This window comes from Mycolicibacterium flavescens (assembly GCF_001722335.1).
GTDB classification, from domain to species: Bacteria; Actinomycetota; Actinomycetes; order Mycobacteriales; family Mycobacteriaceae; genus Mycobacterium; species Mycobacterium flavescens.
On record NZ_MIHA01000012.1, the window covers coordinates 105,969 to 128,718 of the forward strand.

At 70.4% G+C, this 22,750-nt stretch carries 17 protein-coding genes; 10 read left to right on the plus strand and 7 right to left on the minus strand.

Annotated elements, in window-relative coordinates:
- Nucleotides 1-28: 28 nt before the first annotated feature.
- Complete coding sequence (tap, locus tag BHQ18_RS17085) at nt 29-1,264, plus strand: multidrug efflux MFS transporter Tap (protein ID WP_069414823.1); 1,236 nt, start codon at nt 29-31, stop codon at nt 1,262-1,264.
- Here tap and BHQ18_RS17090 read toward each other — a convergent pair.
- A complete protein-coding gene (locus BHQ18_RS17090) occupies nt 1,258-3,867 on the minus strand; it encodes an AAA family ATPase (protein ID WP_069414824.1) in 2,610 nt (869 codons plus the stop codon). The genes tap and BHQ18_RS17090 overlap by 7 nt on opposite strands.
- Before the next feature lie 87 nt (nt 3,868-3,954).
- Here BHQ18_RS17090 and BHQ18_RS17095 point away from each other — a divergent pair, with 87 nt between their 5' ends.
- The 3 genes from BHQ18_RS17095 to BHQ18_RS17105 all read left to right on the plus strand — a co-directional run bounded on the left by BHQ18_RS17095 (nt 3,955) and on the right by BHQ18_RS17105 (nt 7,266).
- Entirely contained in the window at nt 3,955-5,319 is a 1,365-nt protein-coding gene (locus tag BHQ18_RS17095; RefSeq protein ID WP_069414825.1) for an FAD-binding oxidoreductase, read from the plus strand.
- A gap of 109 nt (nt 5,320-5,428) precedes the next feature.
- Complete coding sequence (locus BHQ18_RS17100) at nt 5,429-6,682, plus strand: cytochrome P450 (protein WP_069414826.1); 1,254 nt, start codon at nt 5,429-5,431, stop codon at nt 6,680-6,682.
- Nucleotides 6,682-7,266, plus strand: a complete 585-nt coding sequence (locus BHQ18_RS17105; RefSeq protein ID WP_069414827.1) for a TetR/AcrR family transcriptional regulator — start codon at nt 6,682-6,684, stop codon at nt 7,264-7,266. The genes BHQ18_RS17100 and BHQ18_RS17105 overlap by 1 nt, the downstream gene beginning before the upstream one ends.
- Here BHQ18_RS17105 and BHQ18_RS17110 read toward each other — a convergent pair.
- Together BHQ18_RS17110 and tcuA are read right to left on the minus strand one after the other, a co-directional pair.
- A complete protein-coding gene (locus BHQ18_RS17110) occupies nt 7,263-7,898 on the minus strand; it encodes a GntR family transcriptional regulator (protein ID WP_205866128.1) in 636 nt (211 codons plus the stop codon). The genes BHQ18_RS17105 and BHQ18_RS17110 overlap by 4 nt on opposite strands.
- 16 nt (nt 7,899-7,914) lie before the next feature.
- Entirely contained in the window at nt 7,915-9,381 is a 1,467-nt protein-coding gene (gene tcuA / locus BHQ18_RS17115) for an FAD-dependent tricarballylate dehydrogenase TcuA (protein ID WP_069414828.1), read from the minus strand.
- Between the two features lie 80 nt (nt 9,382-9,461).
- Between tcuA and BHQ18_RS17120 the strand changes: the two genes are divergently transcribed.
- The 3 genes from BHQ18_RS17120 to BHQ18_RS17130 are packed head-to-tail and all read left to right on the plus strand — an operon-like array spanning nt 9,462 to nt 12,486.
- A complete protein-coding gene (locus BHQ18_RS17120) occupies nt 9,462-10,448 on the plus strand; it encodes a Bug family tripartite tricarboxylate transporter substrate binding protein (protein WP_069414829.1) in 987 nt (328 codons plus the stop codon).
- Between the two features lie 6 nt (nt 10,449-10,454).
- Nucleotides 10,455-10,964: a tripartite tricarboxylate transporter TctB family protein gene (locus BHQ18_RS17125; RefSeq protein ID WP_069414830.1), complete on the plus strand. Its 510-nt coding sequence runs from the start codon at nt 10,455-10,457 to the stop codon at nt 10,962-10,964.
- A 1-nt stretch (nt 10,965) separates the two neighbouring features.
- Nucleotides 10,966-12,486, plus strand: coding sequence for a tripartite tricarboxylate transporter permease (locus tag BHQ18_RS17130; protein WP_069414831.1), 1,521 nt, complete (start codon nt 10,966-10,968; stop codon nt 12,484-12,486).
- Nucleotides 12,487-12,492: 6 nt separating this feature from the next.
- On the opposite strand, the gene BHQ18_RS17135 is transcribed toward BHQ18_RS17130, so the two are convergent.
- The 3 genes from BHQ18_RS17135 to BHQ18_RS17145 form a co-directional block, all read right to left on the minus strand.
- Nucleotides 12,493-13,209 (minus strand): siderophore-interacting protein, encoded by a 717-nt coding sequence (locus BHQ18_RS17135; protein WP_069414832.1) that lies wholly within the window; start codon nt 13,207-13,209, stop codon nt 12,493-12,495.
- 76 nt (nt 13,210-13,285) lie between these two features.
- Nucleotides 13,286-14,431 carry an acyltransferase family protein gene (locus BHQ18_RS17140; protein ID WP_069414833.1) on the minus strand — a complete coding sequence of 382 codons (1,146 nt, stop codon included), beginning with the start codon at nt 14,429-14,431 and terminating at the stop codon, nt 13,286-13,288.
- A complete protein-coding gene (locus BHQ18_RS17145) occupies nt 14,428-16,119 on the minus strand; it encodes a DEAD/DEAH box helicase (protein ID WP_069414834.1) in 1,692 nt (563 codons plus the stop codon). Before BHQ18_RS17145 ends, BHQ18_RS17140 begins: the two co-directional genes overlap by 4 nt.
- A gap of 121 nt (nt 16,120-16,240) precedes the next feature.
- On the opposite strand from BHQ18_RS17145, the gene BHQ18_RS17150 reads away from it, so the two are divergent.
- Nucleotides 16,241-16,795: an LppP/LprE family lipoprotein gene (locus BHQ18_RS17150; RefSeq protein WP_069414911.1), complete on the plus strand. Its 555-nt coding sequence runs from the start codon at nt 16,241-16,243 to the stop codon at nt 16,793-16,795.
- Between the two features lie 72 nt (nt 16,796-16,867).
- On the opposite strand, the gene BHQ18_RS17155 is transcribed toward BHQ18_RS17150, so the two are convergent.
- Complete coding sequence (locus tag BHQ18_RS17155; protein ID WP_069414835.1) at nt 16,868-17,776, minus strand: type IV toxin-antitoxin system AbiEi family antitoxin; 909 nt, start codon at nt 17,774-17,776, stop codon at nt 16,868-16,870.
- A 212-nt stretch (nt 17,777-17,988) separates the two neighbouring features.
- Between BHQ18_RS17155 and BHQ18_RS17160 the strand changes: the two genes are divergently transcribed.
- Both BHQ18_RS17160 and BHQ18_RS17165 read left to right on the plus strand, forming a co-directional pair.
- A complete protein-coding gene (locus BHQ18_RS17160; protein ID WP_069414836.1) occupies nt 17,989-21,399 on the plus strand; it encodes a TM0106 family RecB-like putative nuclease in 3,411 nt (1,136 codons plus the stop codon).
- Nucleotides 21,396-22,748 carry an FAD-binding oxidoreductase gene (locus BHQ18_RS17165; RefSeq protein WP_069414837.1) on the plus strand — a complete coding sequence of 451 codons (1,353 nt, stop codon included), beginning with the start codon at nt 21,396-21,398 and terminating at the stop codon, nt 22,746-22,748. Before BHQ18_RS17160 ends, BHQ18_RS17165 begins: the two co-directional genes overlap by 4 nt.
- Nucleotides 22,749-22,750: the final 2 nt, after the last annotated feature.

A 22,750-nucleotide genomic window follows, 5' to 3' on the forward strand; every position in this document is an offset into this window, starting at 1 on the left:
CCGCTGTTAGATTCTGCCGCGATAACTCATGACGAACAGCAGGCGCGGCCCTCTCCTTCTGGTTCTGTTCGCCGCGCTGACGGCCGGTGCCGGCAACGGCATCACGCTGGTGGCGTTTCCGTGGCTGGTGTTGCAGCGCAACGGGTCCGCGTTCGAGGCGTCGATCGTGGCGATGGCGGGCACGCTGCCGCTGCTGGTGGCCACGCTGATCGCCGGCGCCGCGGTCGACTACCTGGGGCGGCGGCGGGTGTCGATGATCTCGGACGCGCTGTCTGCGCTGTCGGTGGCGGCGGTGCCGGTGCTGGCGCTGACCTTCGGGACCGAGGTGGTCAACGTCGCGGTGCTGTCGGTGCTCGCCGCGCTGGGCGCATTCTTCGACCCGGCGGGCATGACCGCGCGCGAGACGATGCTGCCCGAGGCCGCGGTCCGGGCCGGCTGGACCCTCGATCGCGCCAACAGCGTCTACGAGGCGGTGTTCAACCTGGCCTACATCGTGGGGCCCGGCATCGGCGGCCTGCTCATCGCGACGCTGGGCGGCGTCGACACGATGTGGGTCACGGCGTTCCTGTTCGGGCTGTCGATCGTGGCGATCGCGGGGTTGCAACTGGAAGGCGCCGGCGTCCCCGACCGTGACGCGCTGCCGGACCGGGTGCTGGCCGGGATCATCGAGGGTCTGCGGTTCGTCTGGCACCACAAGGTGCTGCGCACGCTGGCGATCGTCGACCTCGTCGCCACCGGCCTGTACATGCCGATGGAGTCGGTGCTGTTCCCGAAGTACTTCACCGATCGCAACGAACCCGCGCAGCTGGGCTGGGTGCTGATGGCGCTGAGCGTCGGCGGCCTGGTCGGCGCTTTGGGCTACGCGGTGCTGGTCAACCACATGAGCCGGCGCGCCACGATGCTGACCGCGGTGCTGACGCTTGGCGCGGCCATGACGGTGATCGCGTTCCTGCCGCCGCTGCCGTGGATCCTGGCGCTGAGCGCGGTCGTCGGGCTGGTGTACGGCCCGATCGCGCCGATCTACAACTACGTCATGCAGACCCGGGCGCCGCAGCACCTGCGCGGCCGGGTGGTAGGGGTGATGGGGTCGCTGGCCTACGCGGCGGGACCGCTGGGGCTGATCGTGGCGGGTCCGTTGGCCGACACCGCGGGGCTGCCCGCCACGTTCCTCGCGCTGGCGCTGCCGATGCTGCTGCTCGGTGTGGTCGCGATCTTCCTGCCCGCCTTGCGCGAGCTCGACCACCCGCCGGCGCAGCCTCAGTGAGGCGCCGGCCCGCGGCGGGCGATCGCGGCGAGCTCCTCGCGGGAGCTGGCCCCGACGCGCTGGCACGCCCGGTAGATGTGCCCCTCGACGCTGCGCACCGACATCACCAGGCGGGTGGCGATCTCGCGGTTGGACAGCCCGGCCACCACGAACTCGACGATCTCGCGCTGCCGACCGGTCAGCGGCTGGCTGGCGGGCACCCGCAGTGCGGGTGTGCACAGCCCGCCGCAGGCGTCGCTGAGTTCCTTGGCCACCGCGGCGGCGTACAGGCCGCGTTTGCGTTGCTGGCCGGCGGTGAACGCCACCGCGGCCTGAGCGGCGGCGTCCGCGGCGGCGGCCCGGTCACCGAGCGCGCGGTACTCGTCGCAGGCCAGCAGCAACTGCTCGCCGTCGCCGGCGGCCAGCGACTCGGCGTGGCGGGCGACGGCGTCGGCCAGCGGCAGATGCAACCGGCCGGCGAGCTCACGCGCCCGCCCCGCCCGTGACGCATCGCCCCACTGCGCGGCCACCTGCAGGCACCACAGCTCGTGGGTCGGCTGGTCACGCTCACACGCCTGCGACGCCGCCTCGAGCACGCCGTGCACGGCATCGCCGACGCATCCGTTCGCGGCCTGCGCCCAGCCGGTGGCGATGCTGTGGGCGGTCTGCATGAACAAAAAGTCCTGCGGGACACCGCATTCGGCGATTGCCTCATCGGCCGGTCCCGGCTCACCCAGTTTCGCGTGGGCCTCGGCCAGCGCGAAGCACGTCGCGGGCCGCAGTCCTGTTGTCACACCGTGCCGTTCGACACCGGCGAGCGCCTCGTGCAGCAGCTGGACCGCGTCGCGGATGTCGCCGCGCATCAGCGCGGACCCGCCGAGCAGCGACGCCAGGTTCGCGTAGGCCAGGCTCGGCACCTCGTGCGCCGAGTCGGCGAGACGCTGCGCCATCGCGGCGCATTCGTCGATCCGACCGGTCAGCCGGCAGGCCCGCGCGTACACGCTGGCGTACCAGAACCGCATGTGCGACGCCTGAAACGACGTCATCGCCCGCTCCAGCGAGGACTCCGCGACCGAGATGAGGTCGTCGGCGCGGCCCAGCGCGCCCAGCGCCATCGTCAGCGCCACCGAGGCCATCATCGCGTGAAAGTCGGTGAGCTGACCGGAGTTCAGCGCCTCCGACGCCTTGGCCGCGGCGGTTTCGCACCGCGCCGAAATCGCATCGACGCAGGCCTCGACCGCGAGGCGCGCGAACCGGTCGGCGGGGGTCCGCGCATCCAGGGACTCGAGGATCGCGGCGGCATCGCGGACCCGGCCCAGCATCCAGATCAGGTTGGCCGCGCGCAGCGTCGACCACTGAGCGGCACCGTCGTCGCCGGCGGTGTCTCGTTGGAGGTCGCGCAGCACCTCTTCGGTCTGCGCGCCCCGGCCCAGCAGCAGCAGGTTCAGCGCGCGCACCTCCGCGGCCTCCGGGGCGCCGGCATCGGCCGCCGCGCTCGCGAACCGGTCGGCGAGTTCGAGGTCGAGCAGCGTCATCGCATGCTGCGCCGACTGCAGGAACAACGGCGGATCGGCGGGCAGATCGGACTCGAGGGTGAGCAGCCCGCGCCGCACCGTGGCCTGCATGTCGGGGTCGGGGTCCTTGGCGAGCCGCTCGGCCAGCCGGCCGCGGATCTTGGACAGGTACATCTCCCCCGCCGCGGCCCGGCGCAGCTCCCCGAACAGCGGGTGGCCCAGCCGTGCCACGAGTTGCCCGCCGCTGCGTTCGACGGTCACCAGCCGCATCTGCTCGGCGGCTTCGAGGTCGGCCACGTCGACCAGGTCGCTCAGCACGTCGACCGGCAGCGGTTCGCACTGCGACAACGTGTCGACGACCAGCGCGATGTCCGGGGTCAGCGAGCGCACCTGCCTGCCGACCATGTCGCTGATGCTCTGCGAGACCGCGACGTCGCCGTCCCACATCCACACCCGGGCGGTCAGCCGCATCCGCCCCGCGTCGACCTGGTCCTTGACGAGCTGGTGCAGGAACAGCGGGTTCCCGCCGGTGAGGTTCCAGAACCGGCGCGCGCTGCGCGCGTCCACCGCGGCTCCGAGCGCTTCCTCGATCATCGCGCGGGTCGCGTCGACCGACAGCGGCGCGAGGTCCAGCCGGGCCAGCAGCCCGTCCTTCCACAGCGCGGTGATCGCGTCGGGTTCCTCGGCGCCCGCGCGCACCGTGACGACCAGGCGGGTGGCCCGGTTCTGCGCGAGCTGGTGCACCACGTGCGCCGACAGCCCGTCGAGCAGATGCGCGTCGTCGACGCCGATCAGCACCCGGCCCTGTCGTTGTTGTGCGACAAAGGATTTGATGAGTTGCCGGATGTTGGGCCACGGATCGGCGCCGACGTCGCTGAGCAGCGCGGCGAACGCGCCGAGCGGCAGCGCCTTGGCCGACTCGGTGCCGACGATCCAGCTGGTGTGTTCACCGGCGCGCTCGGCGAGGCGCAGCACCTCGCGGGCGAGCCGTGTCTTGCCGACCCCCGCAGCCCCGACGATCACGACGCCGGACGTGTTCCCCCCGCTGAACGTGCGGCGAATCCTGGTCAGTTCGCCGTCACGTCCCGCCAGCGGATCCCCGCTGATCACGGCGGAACTATATCCCGCGGTACGTGCGGGCGCGCGGATTTTGTGCGCCAGGAATGCTCGTACGATTGCCGTGTGGATGCAGGGCATGTGAGCGGCGCACTGGGCGACCTGATCGCCGCACTGCCCGACGGCACCGTCGTCACCGATCCGGACGTGCTGGGCTCCTACCGCCACGACCGCGCCTTCGACCCGGGCGCAGGCACGCCGCTGGCGGTGGTGCGGCCGCGCGCGACCGAACACGTCCAGGCCGCGCTGCGGTGGGCGAGCACCCACAAGGTCGCGGTGGTGCCGCGGGGTATGGGCACCGGGCTGTCCGGTGGGGCGTCGGCGCTAGACGGTGCGATCGTGCTGACGACCGAGAAGATGCGCGAGATCACCGTCGACCCGGTGACCCGCACCGCGGTTGTGCAGCCCGGGCTGCTCAACGCCGAGGTGAAGAAGGCCGTCGCCGAGTACGGGCTGTGGTATCCGCCAGACCCGTCGTCGTTCGAGATCTGCAGCATCGGCGGCAATGTCGCGACCAACGCCGGCGGGTTGTGTTGCGTGAAGTACGGCGTCACCACCGACTACGTGCTCGGCTTGGAGGTGGTGCTCGCCGACGGCACCGCGGTGCGGCTCGGCGGCCCGCGGCTCAAGGACGTCGCCGGGCTGTCGCTGACCAAGCTGTTCGTCGGCAGCGAGGGCACGCTCGGGGTGGTGACCGAGGCGACGCTGAAACTCCTTCCCGCACAACCGGCGGCGTGCACCGTCGTGGCGAGCTTCGGATCGGTCGAAGCGGCCGCCCGGGCCGTCGTCGCGATCACCGGCAAGATCCGCCCGTCGATGCTCGAGTTCATGGACGCGGTGGCGATCAACGCCGTCGAGGACAAGCTGAAGATGGGCCTGGACCGCGGCGCGGCCGCGATGCTGGTGGCCGCCTCCGACGCCCGGGGGCCCGCGGGCCATTCCGACGCGCAGTTCATGGCTGATGTGTTCACCGAACACGGTGCCGCTGAAGTGTTTTCGACCTCGGACCCGGAGGAGGGCGAAGCGTTCGTCGCCGCGCGCCGGTTCTGCATCCCGGCGGTCGAGCTGAAGGGTTCGCTGCTTCTGGAGGATGTCGGCGTGCCGCTGCCCGCACTGGCCGACCTGGTCGGCGGGATCGCGAAGATCGCGGCCAACCACGAACTGCTGATCTCGGTGATCGCGCACGCCGGCGACGGCAACACCCACCCGCTGATCGTCTACGACCCCGCCGACGCGGCGATGACCGAACGCGCGCACCTGGCGTTCGGCGAGATCATGGATCTGGCGGTCGGCCTCGGCGGCACGATCACCGGCGAGCACGGTGTCGGCCGACTCAAGCGGCCGTGGCTCGCGGGGCAGATCGGACCCGAGGCGATGGAGCTCAACCGGCGGATCAAGCAGGCGTTGGACCCGGACAACATCCTCAACCCGGGCGCGGCTTTCTAGGCCGAGCAGACGCAAAATGCCCCTTTTCGCGGCACTTTTAGGGCATTTTGCGTCTGCTCGCCAGGGAACGTGCTTGACACAGATCTGGGGAATGTCGTACCAATGAGACATGACAGCTGCTCTGTCTCACGGTTCGCCGGTGCGGTTCCAACTGGCCGGGGCTGACACCTGGGCCGACCCGTGGCCGATGTACACGGCGCTGCGCGACCACGACCCGGTCCACCACGTGGTCCCCGACGACCGGCCCGACAGTGCCGAACCCGGGGACTACTACGTGATGAGCCGGCACGCCGACATCTGGGCCGCCGCGCGCGACCACGAAACCTTCTCCTCGGCGCAGGGGCTGACGGTCAACTACGGCGAACTCGACCTGATCGGGCTGGCCGACAACCCGCCGATGGTCATGCAGGACCCGCCGGTGCACACCGAGTTCCGCAAGCTGGTGTCCCGGGGCTTCACGCCGCGCCAGGTCGAGGCCGTCGAACCCAAGGTGCGCGAGTACGTCGTCGAACGGATCGAACGGCTGCGCGCCGACGGCGGCGGCGACATCGTCGCCGAACTGTTCAAACCGCTGCCGTCCATGGTCGTCGCGCACTATCTCGGCGTACCCGAAGCCGACCGCGGCAAGTTCGACGGCTGGACCGACGCGATCGTCGCGGCCAACACCACCGAAGGCGGGCTGGGCGGCGCGCTGGAGACCCTTGGCGACAAGCTCGGCGAGATGATGGCGTACTTCACCGCGCTGATCGAGAAGCGGCGCACCGAACCGGAGGACGACACGGTCTCGCACCTGGTGGCCGCCGGCGTCGGCGCCGACGGCGACATCGCGGGCGTGCTGTCGATCCTCGCGTTCACGTTCACCATGGTCACCGGCGGCAACGACACCACCACCGGAATGCTCGGCGGCTCCGTGCAACTGCTGCACCAGCGGCCCGACCAACGCCGGCTGCTGACCTCGAACCCGTCGTTGATCCCGGACTCGGTCGACGAGTTCCTGCGGCTGACGTCGCCGGTGCAGATGCTGGGCCGCACCGTGACCCGCGACGTCACGGTCGAAGGTGTGACGATCCCCGAAGGCCGGCGCGTCATGTTCCTCTACGGGTCCGGCAACCGCGACGAGCGCCAATTCGGCGACGATGCAGGCGAACTCGACGTCACCCGCAAGCCTCGCAACATCCTGACATTCAGCCACGGCGCGCACCACTGCCTGGGTGCGGCGGCCGCCCGCATGCAGTCGCGGGTGGCGCTGACCGAACTGCTCACCCGGATACCCGATTTCGAGGTCGACGAGGACGGCATCGTCTGGTCCGGCGGCAGCTACGTGCGCCGGCCGCTGTCGGTGCCGATGACGGTGATCCGCTGATGGCCGGTGACTGGCTGGCGGCGAGGCGCACCGAGGTGGCCGCCGACCGCATCCTCGACGCCGCGGGCGAACTGTTCGCCGAGAAGGAGGCGGCGACCGTCGGGATGCACGAGATCGCCTCGGCGGCCGGGTGTTCGCGGGCCACGCTGTACCGCTACTTCGAGAACCGCGACGCGCTCTACACCGCCTACGTGCACCGCGAGAGCTACCGGCTCTACCGCGAGATGACCGAGCAGATCAACGCGGTCACCGATCCGCGTGACCGGCTGATCGAGGGCATGCTGGCCTCGCTGCGCAACGTCCGCGAAAGCCCCGCGCTGGCATCGTGGTTCGCCACCAGCCAGCGACCGATCGGCGCCGAGATGGCCGAACAGTCCGAGGTGATCAAGGCGCTGACCGAAGCGTTCATCATCTCGCTGGGCCCCGACGAACCGGATCTGGTGGGACACCGCGCCCGGTGGCTGGTGCGGGTGATGACCTCACTGTTCCTGTTCCCGGGCCACGACGAGGAGGACGAGCGCGCGATGCTCGAGGAGTTCGTCGTGCCGATCGTGCTGCCGGGCGCGCGCGAGGCCACCGCCTAGTTCTCGGGGTGCTCCCCGGCGGCGTACATGCGCAGCCGCACCTCGCGTGCCCCGAACATGTGGTGCTCGGCGATACGGCGCGCGGACTCCCCGTCGCCGGCCTCGATCGCGCCGAGCAGTTCCTCGTGCTCGCGCAGCACCGCATCCCACCGGTCGCCGTGGGTGAGCGTGGTGGTGGGATACCGGACCAGGTGAATGTTGAGCCGGCGCAACAGATCCACCAGCGTCGGGTTGTGGCTGGCCGTCCACACCGCTTCGTGGAAGCGGCGGTTGGCGGCCGCTTTCGCCTCGGGGGTGTCCTCGGCGTCGATCATCGCCTGCTGCGCCGACCGCAGCCGCGTGCGGTCCAGTTCGGTCGCCCGCTCGGCCGCCGCCTTGGCCGCCGCCCCCTCCAGCGTGATCCGCACCTCGTAGATGTCGAGGATCTCCTCGGGCGAGGACGTCCGCACCCGGACCCCGCGCGGCGCCCGTTCGACGAGCGCCTCGATCTCCAGGCGGTGCAATGCTTCCCACACCGGTGTGCGGCTGCGACCGAACTCGGCGGCCAACGCGTTCTCCGACAGCACCTGCCCCGGGGCGAACCGCCCGGTGAGGATCGCCTCGCGCAGTTCGTCGTACAGACTCGTGGCCACCGTCCGTCCTCTCGCGCTAGGCCAGGCGGCCGGCGCGCCGACCGAACACCATACCCGCGGCCAGTCCCGACCCACCCGGGTAGTTGCCGCTGAACAGCCCGCCGAGGGCCTCACCGCACACCAGCAGGCCGGGGATCGGGTCACCGGAGGTGTCGAGCACGCGGCCGTCGACGTCGCCCTTGAGCCCGCCGAAGGTGAACGTGATCCCGCATGTGACCGGGTAGGCGTAGAACGGCGGCGTCTGAAGTGGCGTGGCCCAGTTGCTCTTCGGCGGGTCCACCCGTGCCGCGCGGCCGTCCTTGACGGTGGGGTCGAACGGGATGGACGTGTCGATCGACGCGTTGTACTCGGTGATCGTCGCGACGAACTGGCGCTCGTCGACGTCGAGCGCACGCCCCAGTTCCTCGAGCGAGTCGGCCTGCACCACGCTGATGCCCGGCATGTCGTACTCCTCGCTGCGCAGCATCGGGCGCAGCGTCGCGTCGAAGACCTGGTAGGCGATCGAGCCCGGCTGTTTGAGGATCCGCTCGCCGTACTTCGCGTAGGTGTAGTTGCGGAAGTCGGCACCCTCGTCGACGAACCGCTTCCCGTCGCGGTTGACGATCACGCCCAGCGGATAGCTCTGGCGGGTGAGCCGGTTGGTGAGTTCGCGGTTGGACTCGTTGTCCGGTGTGAACGCATCCCACTGGACGCTGTGCGCCGTCGACCAGTCGCCGCCCTCGGCCGCGCCGATCGCCAACGCCGCCGCAATCATGTCGCCCGTGTTGTACGGCGTGCCACGGACTTTGGCGTTACCCCAGCCCGGGCCCAGGAACTGCTCGCGCCACTGCGGGTTGGATTCGAAACCGCCCGAGGCCAGGACCACGCTGTCGGCGGTCAACCGTGCCTGCCCCGCGTCCTGCTCGACGTCCACCCCGACGACGCGGCCGTTGTCGACCACCAGACCCGTCGCGCGGCACCCGTAGCGGACCTCGGTGCCGAGTTCGGCCGCGACGCGGGTGTGGTCGGCGATCAGTCCCTCACCGCCCCCGACGTTGCCGACGTGCAGCCCGCCCCAGAACAGGTAGCTGCCGTCCGGGCGCGCGTAGGCCTGGCGCTCGTACATCAGCCGGTAGCGCAGCCCCAGTGAGTGCAGCCAGCGCACCGCGTCCTGCGCCTCGGTGACCAGCACACCGGCCAGCTCGGCGTCGGTGCGGCCCTCGGTGACCTTCACCAGGTCGGCGAGATACTCCTGGGAGCTGTAGGGCGGCACCTCGGTGCGGTCGTGGCGCTCGTCGGGTTCGATGAAGTCGAGGAGGTCGGGCAAACCCGCGTGGTTGATCCGGGTCGCTCCGGCAGTGAAAAAGCTGTTGCCCCCGGCCATTTCGGCGGTGCCGCGCTCGAGCAGCACGACACGTCTGCCGCGCTGGGCGGCCGCGTGGGCCGCCGAGAACCCGGCGTTGCCGCCGCCGACCACGACGACGTCGTACGCGGCTGCAGTCATGGCCGCCCCTCCCGAAACCTTGTGCCGAACGACCACGAGTGTATACATTTGCATACGCACGTCGACCAAAGGTTGTTTCGATGACACTTCTACGTCGGTGGGTACCGGCCGTGGTCGCGGTTGCGGCCACCGTGGCGATCGTGGTGACGGCGCCCAACGACGACGCGACCGCGGAGAACCCCCTGGGCGGTCAGCAGCTGCGGATCATGGCTCCCGCGTCGCCCGGCGGCGGGTGGGACCAGACTGCGCGGGCCATGCAGGAGTCGCTGCGCGAAATCGTCGGGCGCACCGAGGTTTACAACGTCTCCGGCGCTGGCGGCACGATCGGCCTCAGCCAGTTCGTCCGCTTCGACGGCGACCCGTCACAGCTGATGGCCACCGGCTTGATCATGGTCGGCGCGGTCGTCGCCAACCACTCCCCGTACTCGCTGGACGACACCACCCCGCTGGCCCGGCTGACCACCGACTACCAGATCATCGTCGTGCCCAAGGACTCGCCGCTGACCACGCTGGCCGACGTCGCCGACGCCATGCGGGCCGATCTGCGCGCGGTCTCGATCGCGGGCGGTTCGGCCGGCGGCGCCGAGCAGATCCTCGCCGGCCTGATGGCCAACGCGGTCGGAGCCGATCCGTCGCAGCTTTCCTACGTGGCCCATTCCGGCGGCGGCGAGATGCTCAGCACCCTGCTGTCCGGCCGGTCGACGCTGGCCATCTCGGGCGTCTCGGAGATCCAGCCGCAGATCGACTCCGGCGAGGTTCGGGCGCTGGCGGTCTCCAGCCCCGAACGGTTGGACGGGCTACCCGACGTGCCGACGATGCGCGAGGCCGGCATGGACGTCGAACTGCAGAACTGGCGCGGTGTCGTCGCGCCCAAGGGAATCACCGACGAGCAGGAGTCCGCATTGGAGACGGCGCTGGTCGACATGACGAAAACCCAGACATGGCAGGACATCCTGGCCGACCGCGGCTGGGGTGAGGCGACGCTGGCAGGTGAGGAGTTCGAGGTCTTCGTGCGCGAGGAGCAGGCCCGGGTCAAGCAGGTGCTCGACGAGATCGGCTTGGGGTGATCGGAAATGACTGACACACAGCAGGACTCCGAGGCCGAGGCGTCCGGCCAAGACGACCGCGCCACCGTGCTGGCGTCGGCGGCGTTCGGCGCGCTGATGGTGATCGCGGCCGTCCTGGTGATCGTCGACGCCGCCCGGCTCCCGGAGACGAACGCCGCGGTCGGGCCCGCGGTGGTACCGCTGCCGGTGGGCGCGCTGCTCGGCGTGATCGGCGCCGCGCTGCTGGTGCAGTCGCGGATGAAGTGGGCGCAGGCCGAGACCGGTCGGCCCTATCAGGCGCGGGCCGGTCTGCGGCTGCTCGCGATGGTCGCCGCGCTGGTGCTCTTCGCGGTGCTGCTACCGGTTCTCGGCTATGTGGTCAGCTCCGCGGCGCTGTTCGTCGCCGCGGCGATGCTGCTCGGCGCACCGGCGTTCTGGCAAACCGTCGCCTACGGCTGGGCGCTGGCCGCGATCGTGTTCCTGGTCTTCGACCGGCTGATCGGGCTCACCCTGCCCGCCGGGCCGTGGGGGTTCTGACGTGGACGCGCTGACCCTGCTCCTCGACGGATTCGCCACCGCGATCACACCCAGCCATCTGCTGTGGGCGCTGCTCGGCGTCACGATCGGCACCGCGGTCGGCGTCCTGCCCGGCATCGGTCCCGCGCTGACCGTCGCGCTGCTGCTGCCGATCACGTTCCGGCTCGACCCGGCCAGCGCGCTGATCCTGTTCGCCGGGATCTACTACGGCGGCATGTACGGCGGGTCGACCACCGCGATCCTGCTCAACGTGCCCGGCGAGAGCGCGTCGATGGTGACGGCCTTGGAGGGCAACAAGATGGCGCGCGCCGGGCGGGCGGCCTCGGCGCTGGCGACCGCGGCGATCGGCAGCTTCGTCGCGGCCACCATCGGCACCATCGCGCTGACGTTCGTCGCGCCTGCCGTCGCCGACTTCGCGACCAGCTTCGGCCCGCCCGAGTACGTCGCGCTGATGGCCGTCGCGTTCGTGACCGTCAGCGCGCTGCTGGGCGACAACCTGATCAAGGGCGGCGCCAGCCTGCTCGTCGGTGTGACGATCGGCCTGATCGGCATCGACAGCCAGACCGGGCAGCCGCGGCTGACGTTCGGGATCGACTCGCTGCTCGACGGCATCGACGTGGTGATCGTGGTGATCGCGCTGTTCGCGCTCGGCGAGGCGTTCCGCCATCTGCTCACCGGCTCCGGCGGCACCACCGTCGAACCGCTGCGCGGACGGGCGCTGCTGACCCGCGAGGATTTCCGGCGGTCGTGGCCGGCGTGGCTGCGCGGCACCGCCTACGGCTTCCCGATCGGCGCGCTGCCCGCCGGCGGCGCCGAGGTGCCGACCTTCCTCAGCTACGCCACCGAGAAACGGCTGAGCAAGCACCCCGAGGAGTTCGGTCACGGCGCCATCGAGGGCGTCGCCGGACCGGAAGCGGCCAACAACGCCGCCGCCGCCGGTGTGCTGGTGCCGCTGCTGACCATCGGGTTGCCGACCTCGGCCACCGCCGCGGTCATCCTGGTCGCGTTCCAGTCGTACGGGCTGCAGCCCGGCCCCGAACTGTTCAGCGAGTCCGGGCCGCTGGTGTGGGCGCTGATCGCCAGCCTCTACATCGGCAACGTGATGCTGCTGGTGCTCAACCTGCCGCTGGCCAAGGTGTGGGCGCGGCTGCTGACGGTGCCCGCCTACGGTATCTACGCCGGTGTGCTGGTGTTCGCGACGCTGGGCACGTTCGCCACCGGCGGCACGACGTTCGACCTGCTGATCCTGTGCGCCATAGGTCTTCTCGGACTGCTGATGATGCAGGCGAAGATCCCGGTGGCGCCCGCGGTCGTCGGCCTGATCCTCGGCCCGCTGGCCGAACAGCAGCTGCGCCGCGCGCTCACGCTGTCCGAGGGCGATCCGTCGATCCTGGTGTCCGGGCCGATCACCATCGTGCTGTGGGCCACCGTCGTGATCGCGCTGGTGGCGTCGATGGCGGTGCCGCTGATACGTCGTCGGCTCGGCGACCGGCAGGCTGTGCGCCGCCAGGTCACCCGCTGACCCGGGTCAGGCCACCCAGTACGCCTGCGCCTTGATCGACTTCTTGCCGATCTTGTAGTCCTCGCGCAGTACCTTGGCCACCGCGCGGGTGGTGCGGTTGTCGCACGCCACCCAGCCGAAGTGGTCGGAGGCGTCGAACGCGGCGGCGCGGACCGCCTCCACCAGCGCCTCGCCGGCGTTCTTGCGGTCCACCCACACCACGTCGCGGCTGCGGGCCACCGGCAGTTGCTTGTCGTCGTCGTAGCCGGCCTCCAGGAACACCCGCGCCGGGGCGTCACCGATCGCGGTCAGCAGCGAGTTGATCGCCGGCAGCGACGCGGTGTCACCGACGATCACGTACCCGGCGGGCGGCGGCTCGGGCAGCGTGAAATTGCTGCCCAGCACGGTCACCTCGATGGTGTCGCCGGGCTGCGCGTTCTGCGCCCAGTTCGACGCCACACCGTCGTGTATCGCGAACTCGATGTCCACGGTGTCGGCGGCCGGGTTCGGGTCGACCAGCGTGTAGCCGCGCTGATGCTGCTTCTCACCGTCGGCGAACCACATGCGGATCCACATCGTCGGGTGCAGCGGCCGGTCGGCGAGCATGCCGCCGGCATCGAAACTCAGCCGCAGATAGTGCGGGCTGATCTCGCGCCTGCCCGTCACCGTGAGCTGGTAGTCACCCGCGCGCAGCAGTTTGAGCACCGCGCCCTGGAAACCGCGCGTTGGTTTCTTGTCCGACATAAGTGCCTCTCCGTATCGGGTGTGCCAGTTAGGCTACCCTAATTCGGATTGGCGGCCAGAGGTGCGCCCGCGTCGGTCAGCCGGGTTTGACCCGGGTGAAGCGGTGCAGCAGCCACGACAGCGGCACGGTCACCACGAACGTGATCGCGAACAGCCAGAAGAACGATCCGGTGTAGATCGGGTAGTGCAGGACCTCGACCATCACCAACTCCATCGTCACGAGGTGGATCAGGAAGATCTCGTAGGAGATCTCACCCAGGAACACCATCGGCCGGCTGGCCAGGAACCGGTTGTACAGGCCCGCACCGGCCGGCAGTGCGAGCGGCGCCACCACCAGCGTCGCGATCACCGCGTAGAACATCGCCTTGACCAGCGCCTCGCTCAGCCCCGCCGGCGACGTGGTCGGCTCCCCCGCGATCGGCGTCGAGGCGATGAAGTACGAGACCACCGCCAGCGGAACGCACACCAGCGCATACGCCCGCACCCCGAGCGGTTTCAGCGCCGCCAGCAGCATCCCGCCGACGAACCAGGCGAGGTAGCCCGGCAGCCACAGCCGGGCGCCGTCGGGCAGAAAAGTGGTGGTGTGCACCAGGATCAGCCACGCCGGGGTGAGCGCCGCCAACCCGAGCAGACCGGCGATCAGCAGACTCGGCCGCCACTGCCGTCGGCACAACACCGCCAGCAGCAACCACGCCAGCAGCGGCAGCACGACGTAGAACGCGACCTCGACCGCCAGGCTCCACATCTGCGTAAGACCCTGGTGCAGATACGAATACAGATAGTTGTCGGTGTAGATCTGGGTGTGAGTGAGGTTGCGGAACAACCCCTCCCAGGTGTGCCCGGGGTTCGGGCCCGCGGTGCGGAAGTGGTACACGAGGTAGGCCGCCAGCACGGTGACGACGTAGGCGGGCATGATGCGGCGTACCCGGCGCCAGGCGTAGCGGCGCACCGACGGCGCCGACCGGCCGGACGCGGCGGCCGACACCCACGGCGAGAACAGCAGAAAACCGCTGAGCACGAAGAAGATCGGGACGCCGATCTCCATCCGGGAGTAGACCAGCCCGACGTAGCCCTGCGGATACTTGCCGACCGTGTAGGCCGCGTGGGTGGCCATCACCAGCAGCGCGGCCACCGCGCGCACCCCGGTGAGCGAGGCGACCCGTCCGGGGGTGACCGACTCCAGCCCGCCGCTGACGTCGACGCCCCGGTCGGACACCGTCACTTCGACTTGTACTTCCCCCGGTGCGGTTTGGGCCCGCGATCGGGTTCGAGGTTGATCAGCTGTCCCTGAATCCTGGTGTTCTCCAACGCCTTCAGCGTCTTATTCGGAAGCTTGGCGGGCAGTTCGACCAGGGAGTAGTCCAGTTTGATCGCGATGTGGCCGAAGTCGCTGCGGTGCAGGCCGCCCTCGTTGGCGATGGCGCCGACGATCGCGCCGGGAGCCACCTTGTGCCGCTTGCCGACCGCGATGCGGTAGGTCGCCAGATCGCTGCGCCGCTCACGGGGTTTGCGCGGGCCGCGGTCGTCGGTGTCGCGCTTGTCGCGTCGCTCCTTGCGCTTCTCCGGCGGCGGCTCGGTCATCAGGAACTCTTCGCCGTCGCGGCTCTGCAGCGCCAGCGCGGCGGCGATGTCGGCCATCGGCACGTCGTGGTCGCGTTCGTAGGCCTCGATCAGCGTGCGGAACAGGTCGATCCCCGGCGACGCCAGCGCCGCGGTGATCGAGTCGCGGAACTTGGCGACCCGCTTCTCGTTGACGTCATCGACGGTCGGCAGGTCGGTCTCGCTGAGCTTCTGGCGGGTCACCCGCTCGATCGCGTTGAGCAGGTGGCGTTCGCGCGGGGTGACGAACAGCAGCGCGGCCCCCGAACGCCCGGCCCGGCCGGTCCGCCCGATCCGGTGCACGTAGGACTCGGGGTCGTGCGGGATGTCGTAGTTCAGCACATGCGAGATGCGTTCGACGTCCAGACCGCGGGCGGCGACGTCGGTGGCGATCAGGATGTCGATGGAGCCGTCCTTGAGCGCGTTGATGGTGCGCTCCCGGACCGCCTGCGGGATGTCGCCGTTGATGGCGGCGGCCGCGAAACCGCGCGCCTTGAGCCGGTCGGCGACCTCCTCGGTGGCCTGTTTGGTCCGGACGAACACGATCATCGCCTCGAACGGTTCGACCTCGAGCAGCCGGGTCAGGGCGTCCATCTTGCGGGCCCCGGCGACCTGGACGTAGCGCTGCGTGATGTTCTCGGCGGTCTGCGTCCTGGCCTTGACCGTGACCTCGACCGGGTCGTGCAGGTACTTGGTGGTGATCTTGCGGATCGCCGGCGGCATCGTCGCGGAGAACAACGCGACCTGCTTGTACTCGGGGGTGTCGGCGAGGATGCGTTCGACTTCCTCGGCGAAGCCCATGGTCAGCATCTCGTCGGCCTCGTCGAGCACCAGGTAGTCCAGTCGGGACAGGTCGAGACGACCCTTCTCGAGGTGGTCGATCACCCGGCCGGGGGTGCCGACGACGACCTGCGCACCCCGCTTGAGGCCGGCCAGCTGCGGGCCGTAGGACGAGCCGCCGTAGATCGGCAACACGTTGACGTCGGGCAGGTGGGCGCCGTAGCGGCCGAACGCCTCGGCGACCTGCAACGCCAGCTCGCGGGTCGGTGCGAGGACCAGCGCCTGGGTGGCCCGGCTCGCGGTGTCGATCTTGGACAGGATCGGGATCGCGAACGCGGCGGTCTTGCCGGTGCCGGTCTGCGCCAGGCCGACGACGTCGGAGCCCGCCATCATCGCGGGGATCGTGGCGGCCTGGATCGGCGACGGGGTCTCGTATCCGACGTCACGAACCGCCTGCAGGACCGACGGGTGAATCTGCAGGTCATCAAAGGTGCGATCGGCGTTGGCCGGGTCCGGCTCGGAGGACGTCATCGGGAACTGAGTCTAGTGCCCCCGGGCGCGCTCGCCCGCCACGCACGCCGCAGGGCGCTCGCTCGGCGGCGCGCGGTGTGTCGGCGCGACGTGTCCGGCGTGATTTGCAAGGGTGGCTCAGGTGAAACGCACCCTTCGGTTCTCCAGCGCGATCGGGGTCGCGGCGATCCTTGTCGCCGGGTGCGGCTCCGGTGACTCCACGGTGTCCAAGACCCCGGACGCGGCGCCGCCGCCCGCGTCTTCTGCTGCGGCTCCGGCACCGACCGTCGCGGCGCCCGGTCCCGCGGCGGGGTCCGACCCGTGCGCGGTCAACCTCGCCGCGCCCGAGATCGCCCGCGCCGTGGCCGAGCTGCCCCGCGATCCGCGCAGCGATCAGGCCTGGAACCCCGAGCCGATCGCCGGGAACTACAACGAGTGCGCGCCGCTGTCGGTCGTCATCGTCAAGGCCAACACCAACGCCGAGAACCCCAACACCCGCGCGGTGATGTTCCACCTCGGCAAGTTCATCCCGAGCGGCGTGCCGGACACCTACGGCTTCAACGGGATCGACGAGACCGTGAGCACCGGCGACACGATCGCGCTGCGGTACTCCAACGGCATCCCGGGGCTCGACAGCGTGGTGAAGTTCCGCTGGAACGGCAACGGCGTGGAGCTGATCGGCAACACGGGCTCTTGAAGTCGGCCGAACGTGGGTTACCCGCACGCCTTCGCGGCTCGAGGCGTGTATTGAGCCCACACTCGGCGGACCTCAGCGTGGGTTGAGCCAGGACACTCGCGCGTCGAGCCGAATCCGGTCCGCGTGCGGCCATCCCCGCGACTGCATGGCGTCGCGCACCCGGGCCAGGAAGACGTGCGGCCGGTAGCGCAGCAGGTCCTTGCTGACCCGGATGATCAGCCACCCGGCGGCGGCCAGCCCGGCGAGCCGGTCGATGTCGCGGGCATGCTGATCGGGGTCATCCCAGTGCTGCGGACCGTCATACTCGACGCCGACCTTGAATTCGTCCCAGCCCATGTCGACGCGGCCGACGAGCAGACCGTATTCGTCGACGACGAGAATCTGCGTCCGCGGCCGCGGGAACCCGGCGGCGATCAGCAGCAGGCGGGTGCGGGTTTCCTGCGTCGACTCGGCGCCGCCGTCCATCAGGTCCACCACCCGCCGCAGTTGGACGATGCCGCGGGCGCCGCGACGGGTCTCGGCCAGGCGTTCGACCTCGACCGCCTTGAGACCGGTGGCGTTGGCGAGCGCGTCGACCCGGACGATCGCGCGCTCGAGCCCGGGTCGGCGCCCGATGTCGAAGGCGGTGCGCGCCGGCGTCGTCACCGGCATCCCACCGACGGCGCCGACCTCGTCGTCGCGCAGTTTCGCCCGGTGGATGAGGATTCCGTCGACCGCGCAGGCCTCGGGGCGGATCAGCTCGGCGGGGAGCTGCGGGCGGATCCATTTCGATCCGTACAGCGCCGCGGCCGACATTCCGGCGAGCGTGGCGTGGCGTCCGGACCACAACCACGCGGCCCGGGCGCGCAGTTCGGCGGTCAGCTCGACGCCCTTGGGCACGTAGACGTTGCGATAGATCATGTCGTGGCGGCTGACCAGCGTCCGGCGGGTCACCAGTCCGGACGCCACCGCTTCGGTTCCGATGAACGGTTCTGTGAGCATGCGACGACTGTCGACCCGCGATCGCACCGATTGCCGGTGACGACGGTTCGTACGGCGAATTTGTGGATGGACGCGGTGTTGGGGATAGAGCGCTGGTGCGGGCCGAGTGTGGGCTCGCGTCACGCAAAAGTCGCCGATGGCGTGCGGGTAACCCACGTTCGCGCCAAGAAAGGCAAGAGGGTGGTGTCGCAGGGCTCACCTACAGTTGCGACATGTTCGTCGCCTCCGACCGGGTGATATACAGCGCGTCCGACCTCGCCGCCGCCGCCCGCTGCGAGTACGCGCTGCTGCGCTCGTTCGACGCCAAACTCGGTCGCGGCCCGGCCGTCTCGGTGGAAGACGAATTGCTCGCCCGCACGGCCGGTCTCGGCGACGAGCACGAGCGTCGTCACCTCGACGAGCTCCGCGAAACCGCCGACATCACCGTCATCGGCCGCCCCGCCTACACCGTCGACGGGCTCACCGCCGCCGCCGAGCAGACCATGCGGGCGGCCGAGCGCCGCGCCCCCGTCATCTACCAGGCCGCGATGTTCGACGGCCGCTTCGCCGGGTTCGCCGACTTCCTGATCCTCGACGGCGACCGCTACCGGCTGCGGGACACCAAACTCGCACGCTCGGTCAAGGTCGAGGCGCTGCTGCAATTGGCCGCCTACGCCGAAACCCTGACCGCGGCCGGTGTTCCGGTCGCCGACGATGTCGAACTGGTCCTCGGCGACGGCGCCACCGCCAGCTACCGCGTCGACGAACTCCTCGCGGTGTACCACCCCCGCCGCGCGGCCCTGCAGCGCCTGCTCGACGACCACTACGCCTCCGGCGCACCGGTCGACTGGGCCGACGAGTCCGTGCGCGCCTGCTTCCGCTGCCCCGAATGCGACACCCAGGTCCGCGCGAACGACGACCTGCTACTGGTCGCCGGGATGCGGGTCAGCCAGCGGGCCCGGCTGCACGACGCCGGCATCACCACCGTCGCCGAACTCGCCCGCCACGACGGCCCCGTACCCGAACTCCCCGCGCGCACCGTCACCGCGCTGACCGCCCAGGCCCGGCTGCAGATCGCCCCGCGCGTCGACGGCAAACCGCCGTATGAGGTCGTCGACCCGCAGCCGCTGAACCTGCTGCCCGACCCCGACAGGGGCGACCTGTTCTTCGACTTCGAAGGCGATCCGCTGTGGACCGTCAACGGTCACGAGTGGGGCCTGGAGTACCTGTGGGGCGTGCTCGAGGCCGGCGGCACCTTCCGGCCGCTGTGGGCACACGACCGCGCCGAGGAGCGCCGCGCCCTCGTCGACTTCCTCAAGCTCGTGCGCCAGCGCCGCCGCAAGTACCCGAAGATGCACGTCTACCACTACGCGCCCTACGAGAAGACCGCGCTGCTGCGGCTGGCCGGCCGCTACGGTGTCGGCGAAGACGAGGTCGACGAGCTGCTGCGCAGCGGCGTGCTGGTCGACCTGTACCCGTTGGTGCGCAAGACCATTCGCGTCGGCACCGAGAACTACAGCCTCAAGTCGCTCGAACCGCTCTACATGGGCAACGAGCTCCGCACCGGCGAGGTCACCACCGCCACCGAGTCGATCACCCAGTACGCGCGGTTCGCCGAACTGCGCGCCGACGGCCGCGACGACGACGCCGCGACCCTGCTCAAGCAGATCGAGGACTACAACCGCTACGACTGCCGCTCGACCCACCGGCTGCGGGACTGGCTGGTCAAGATCGCGATCGAGTCCAGCGTCCCGCCGCTGGGCCCCCAGCCGGTCACCGACGGCGTCACCGTCGAGGACACCGACGACCTGGCCCGTACGCTGATGAACTTCGCCGGCGACGGCGTCGAACCGCGCAGCGCCGAACAGACCGCGGTGGCGCTGGTCGCCGCCGCCCGCGGGTACCACCGCCGCGAGGACAAGCCGTTCTGGTGGGCGCACTTCGACCGGCTCAACAACCCCGTCGACGAATGGGGCGACACCTCCGACGTGTTCCTGGTCGACACCGCGGAGGTCATCCAGGACTGGCATCTGCCGTCGAACCGCGCGCGCAAACAGCAGCGCTGGGTGCGGCTGACCGGCGCGCTGGACAGCGGCGCCCTCAACAGCGACGTGTTCGCGCTCTACGAACCGCCCTCGCCGGCCGGCATGGCCGACAACGCCGACCGGCGCGCCGCGGGCAACGCCGAGGTCCGCGAGGTCGACGACGACGCCGTGCCGACCGAAGTCGTGATCTGCGAACGCGAAACGACCGAAGGCACTTTCGACCAGCTGCCGTTCGCGCTGGCCCCGCGCTCGATCATCGGGACCAAGAAACTGCGTGAGGCCATCGACGCCGCGGCCGCCGAGATCGCCGCCACTCTGCCGGATCTGCCGCACAACGCCGTCGTCGACCTGCTGCTGCGCCGGCCCCCGCGCACCCGCAGCGGCGCCCCGCTGCCCCGCCCCGGCGCCGACGACACCGCGCGGGTGATCACCGACGCGGTGCTGGACCTGGATTCGTCGTACCTGGCCGTGCACGGGCCGCCCGGCACCGGCAAGACCTACACCGCGGCGCGCATCATCGCCGCGCTGGTGACCGAGCACCAGTGGCGGGTCGGGGTGGTCGCGCAGTCACATGCGGTGGTGGAGAACCTGTTTCGCGGGCTCGTCACAGCGGGCGTCGACCCGGCCCGGATCGCGAAGAAGAACTGCCCCGACGACGTCGGCTGCCAGGCGATCGACAAGGACGAGTACGCGTCGTTCATCGCCGACCACCCGGGCTGTGTGATCGGCGGTACCGCATGGGATTTCGCGAACGACGCGCGCGTCGAAGCGAAGAGCCTGGACCTGCTGGTGATCGAGGAGGCCGGCCAGTTCTGCCTGGCCAACACGATCGCCGTGGCCAGGGCCGCCGACAACCTGATGCTGCTCGGCGATCCGCAGCAGCTGCCACAGGTCAGTCAGGGACACCACCCCGAACCCGTCGACGCCTCGGCGCTGGGCTGGCTCGTCGGTGAACACCACACGCTGCCCGAAGAACTCGGCTACTTCCTGGACCGCTCCTTCCGGATGCATCCGGCCGTCTGCGCGCCGGTGTCGCGGCTGGCCTACGAGGGGCGGCTGCTGCCCGCCGAGGGCAAGCCGGCCGCCCGCCGACTGCACGGCCACGAGCCCGGGGTGCGGATGCTCACCGTCGCCCACGACGGCAACTCCACGGCCAGCCCGGAAGAGGCGGAGGCGATCGTCGCGGCGACCACCACGCTGCTGGGCACCGACTGGACCGACGAGAACGGCACCCGTCCGCTGACCCAGTCCGACGTGCTGGTGGTCGCGCCCTACAACGCGCAGGTGATGCTGCTGGGTGACCACTTCGCGGCGGCGGGGTTGCCCGAGGTTCCGGTCGGGACCGTCGACAAGTTCCAGGGCAGGCAGGCGCCGGTGGTGTTCGTGTCGATGACGGCGTCCTCCATCGACGATGTGCCGCGCGGAATCTCGTTCCTGCTCAACAGGAACCGTCTCAACGTCGCGATCAGCCGGGCCCAGTACCTCAGCGTCGTCGTGCGCTCGGAAACGCTCACCGAGTATCTGCCCGGCACCCCCGACCGGCTGATCGAACTGGGCGCGTTCCTGTCGCTGGCCCCGTGTGATACACCGTCGGGATGACCGTCACCGAGCGACTGGCGCAGGTCGTCGGCGAGACCTACGTCAGCACCGATCCCGATGTGCTCGCCGGGCGCAGCGTCGACCACACCGGACGGTACCGGGGCCGGGCCGGCGCGCTGGTGCGGCCCGGTTCGGCCGACGAGGTGGCCGCGGTGCTGGCGGCGTGCCGGCAGGCGGGCGCCTACGTCACCGTCCAGGGCGGACGTACCTCGCTGGTGGCCGGCACCGTGCCCGAGCACGACGATGTGCTGCTGTCCACCGAGCGGCTGCACGAGATCGGCGAGGTCGACGCGACCGAGCGGCGGATCTCGGTGGGCGCGGGCGTGACCCTGGCCGAGGTGCAGCGCGCAGCCGCCGCGGCGGGGCTGGTGTTCGGCGTCGACCTCGCCGCCCGCGACACCGCGACCGTCGGCGGGATGGCCTCGACCAACGCCGGCGGGCTGCGCACCGTGCGCTACGGGAACATGGGCGAACAGGTCATCGGGCTCGACGTCGCGCTGCCCGACGGTTCGGTGGTGCGACGGCACAGCCGGGTGCGGATGGACAACACCGGCTACGACCTGGCCTCGCTGTTCGTCGGCGCCGAAGGCACCCTCGGCGTCATCACCGCGCTCGACCTGCGTCTGCACCCGGCGCCGCCGCACCGCGTCACGGCGGTGTGCGGGTTCGCCGACCTGGCCGCGCTGGTGGCCGCCGGCCGGGTGTTCCGCGACCTCGACGGGATCGCCGCGCTGGAGATGATCGACGGGCGCGCCGGCACGCTGACCGCCGAGCACGCCGGGGTGCCCGCACCGGTCGACGGCGCCTGGCTGCTGCTGGTGGAACTGGCCGGCGACTCCGATCAGACCGAGCGGCTGGCCGACGCGATCGAGACCGTCGACCTGTGCGGTGAGCCCGCGGTCGGGGTCGACCCGACCGCCCAGCAGCGGCTCTGGCAGGTCCGCGAAGCCGTCGCCGAAGTTCTCGGCGTGTACGGTCCGCCGCTGAAATTCGATGTATCGCTTCCGCTTTCATCCATCCCGGGTTTCGCCGACGACGCCGTCGCCCTCGTCGGTGAGCACGCCGAGGAGGCGATCCCGGTGCTGTTCGGCCACATCGGCGAGGGCAACCTGCACCTGAACCTGGTGCGCTGCACGCTCGACGGGGCACGCGAGCATGCGCTGTACGCGGCGATGATGGAGCTGATCGCCACCCACGGCGGCAACGTCAGCTCCGAGCACGGCGTCGGCACGAAGAAGCGTGACTACGTGACGATGTCGCGCAGCGACGCCGACATCGCCGCGATGCGCACCGTCAAAGCCGCGTTCGACCCGACCGGATACCTCAACCCCGCGGTGCTGTTCGGCTGACC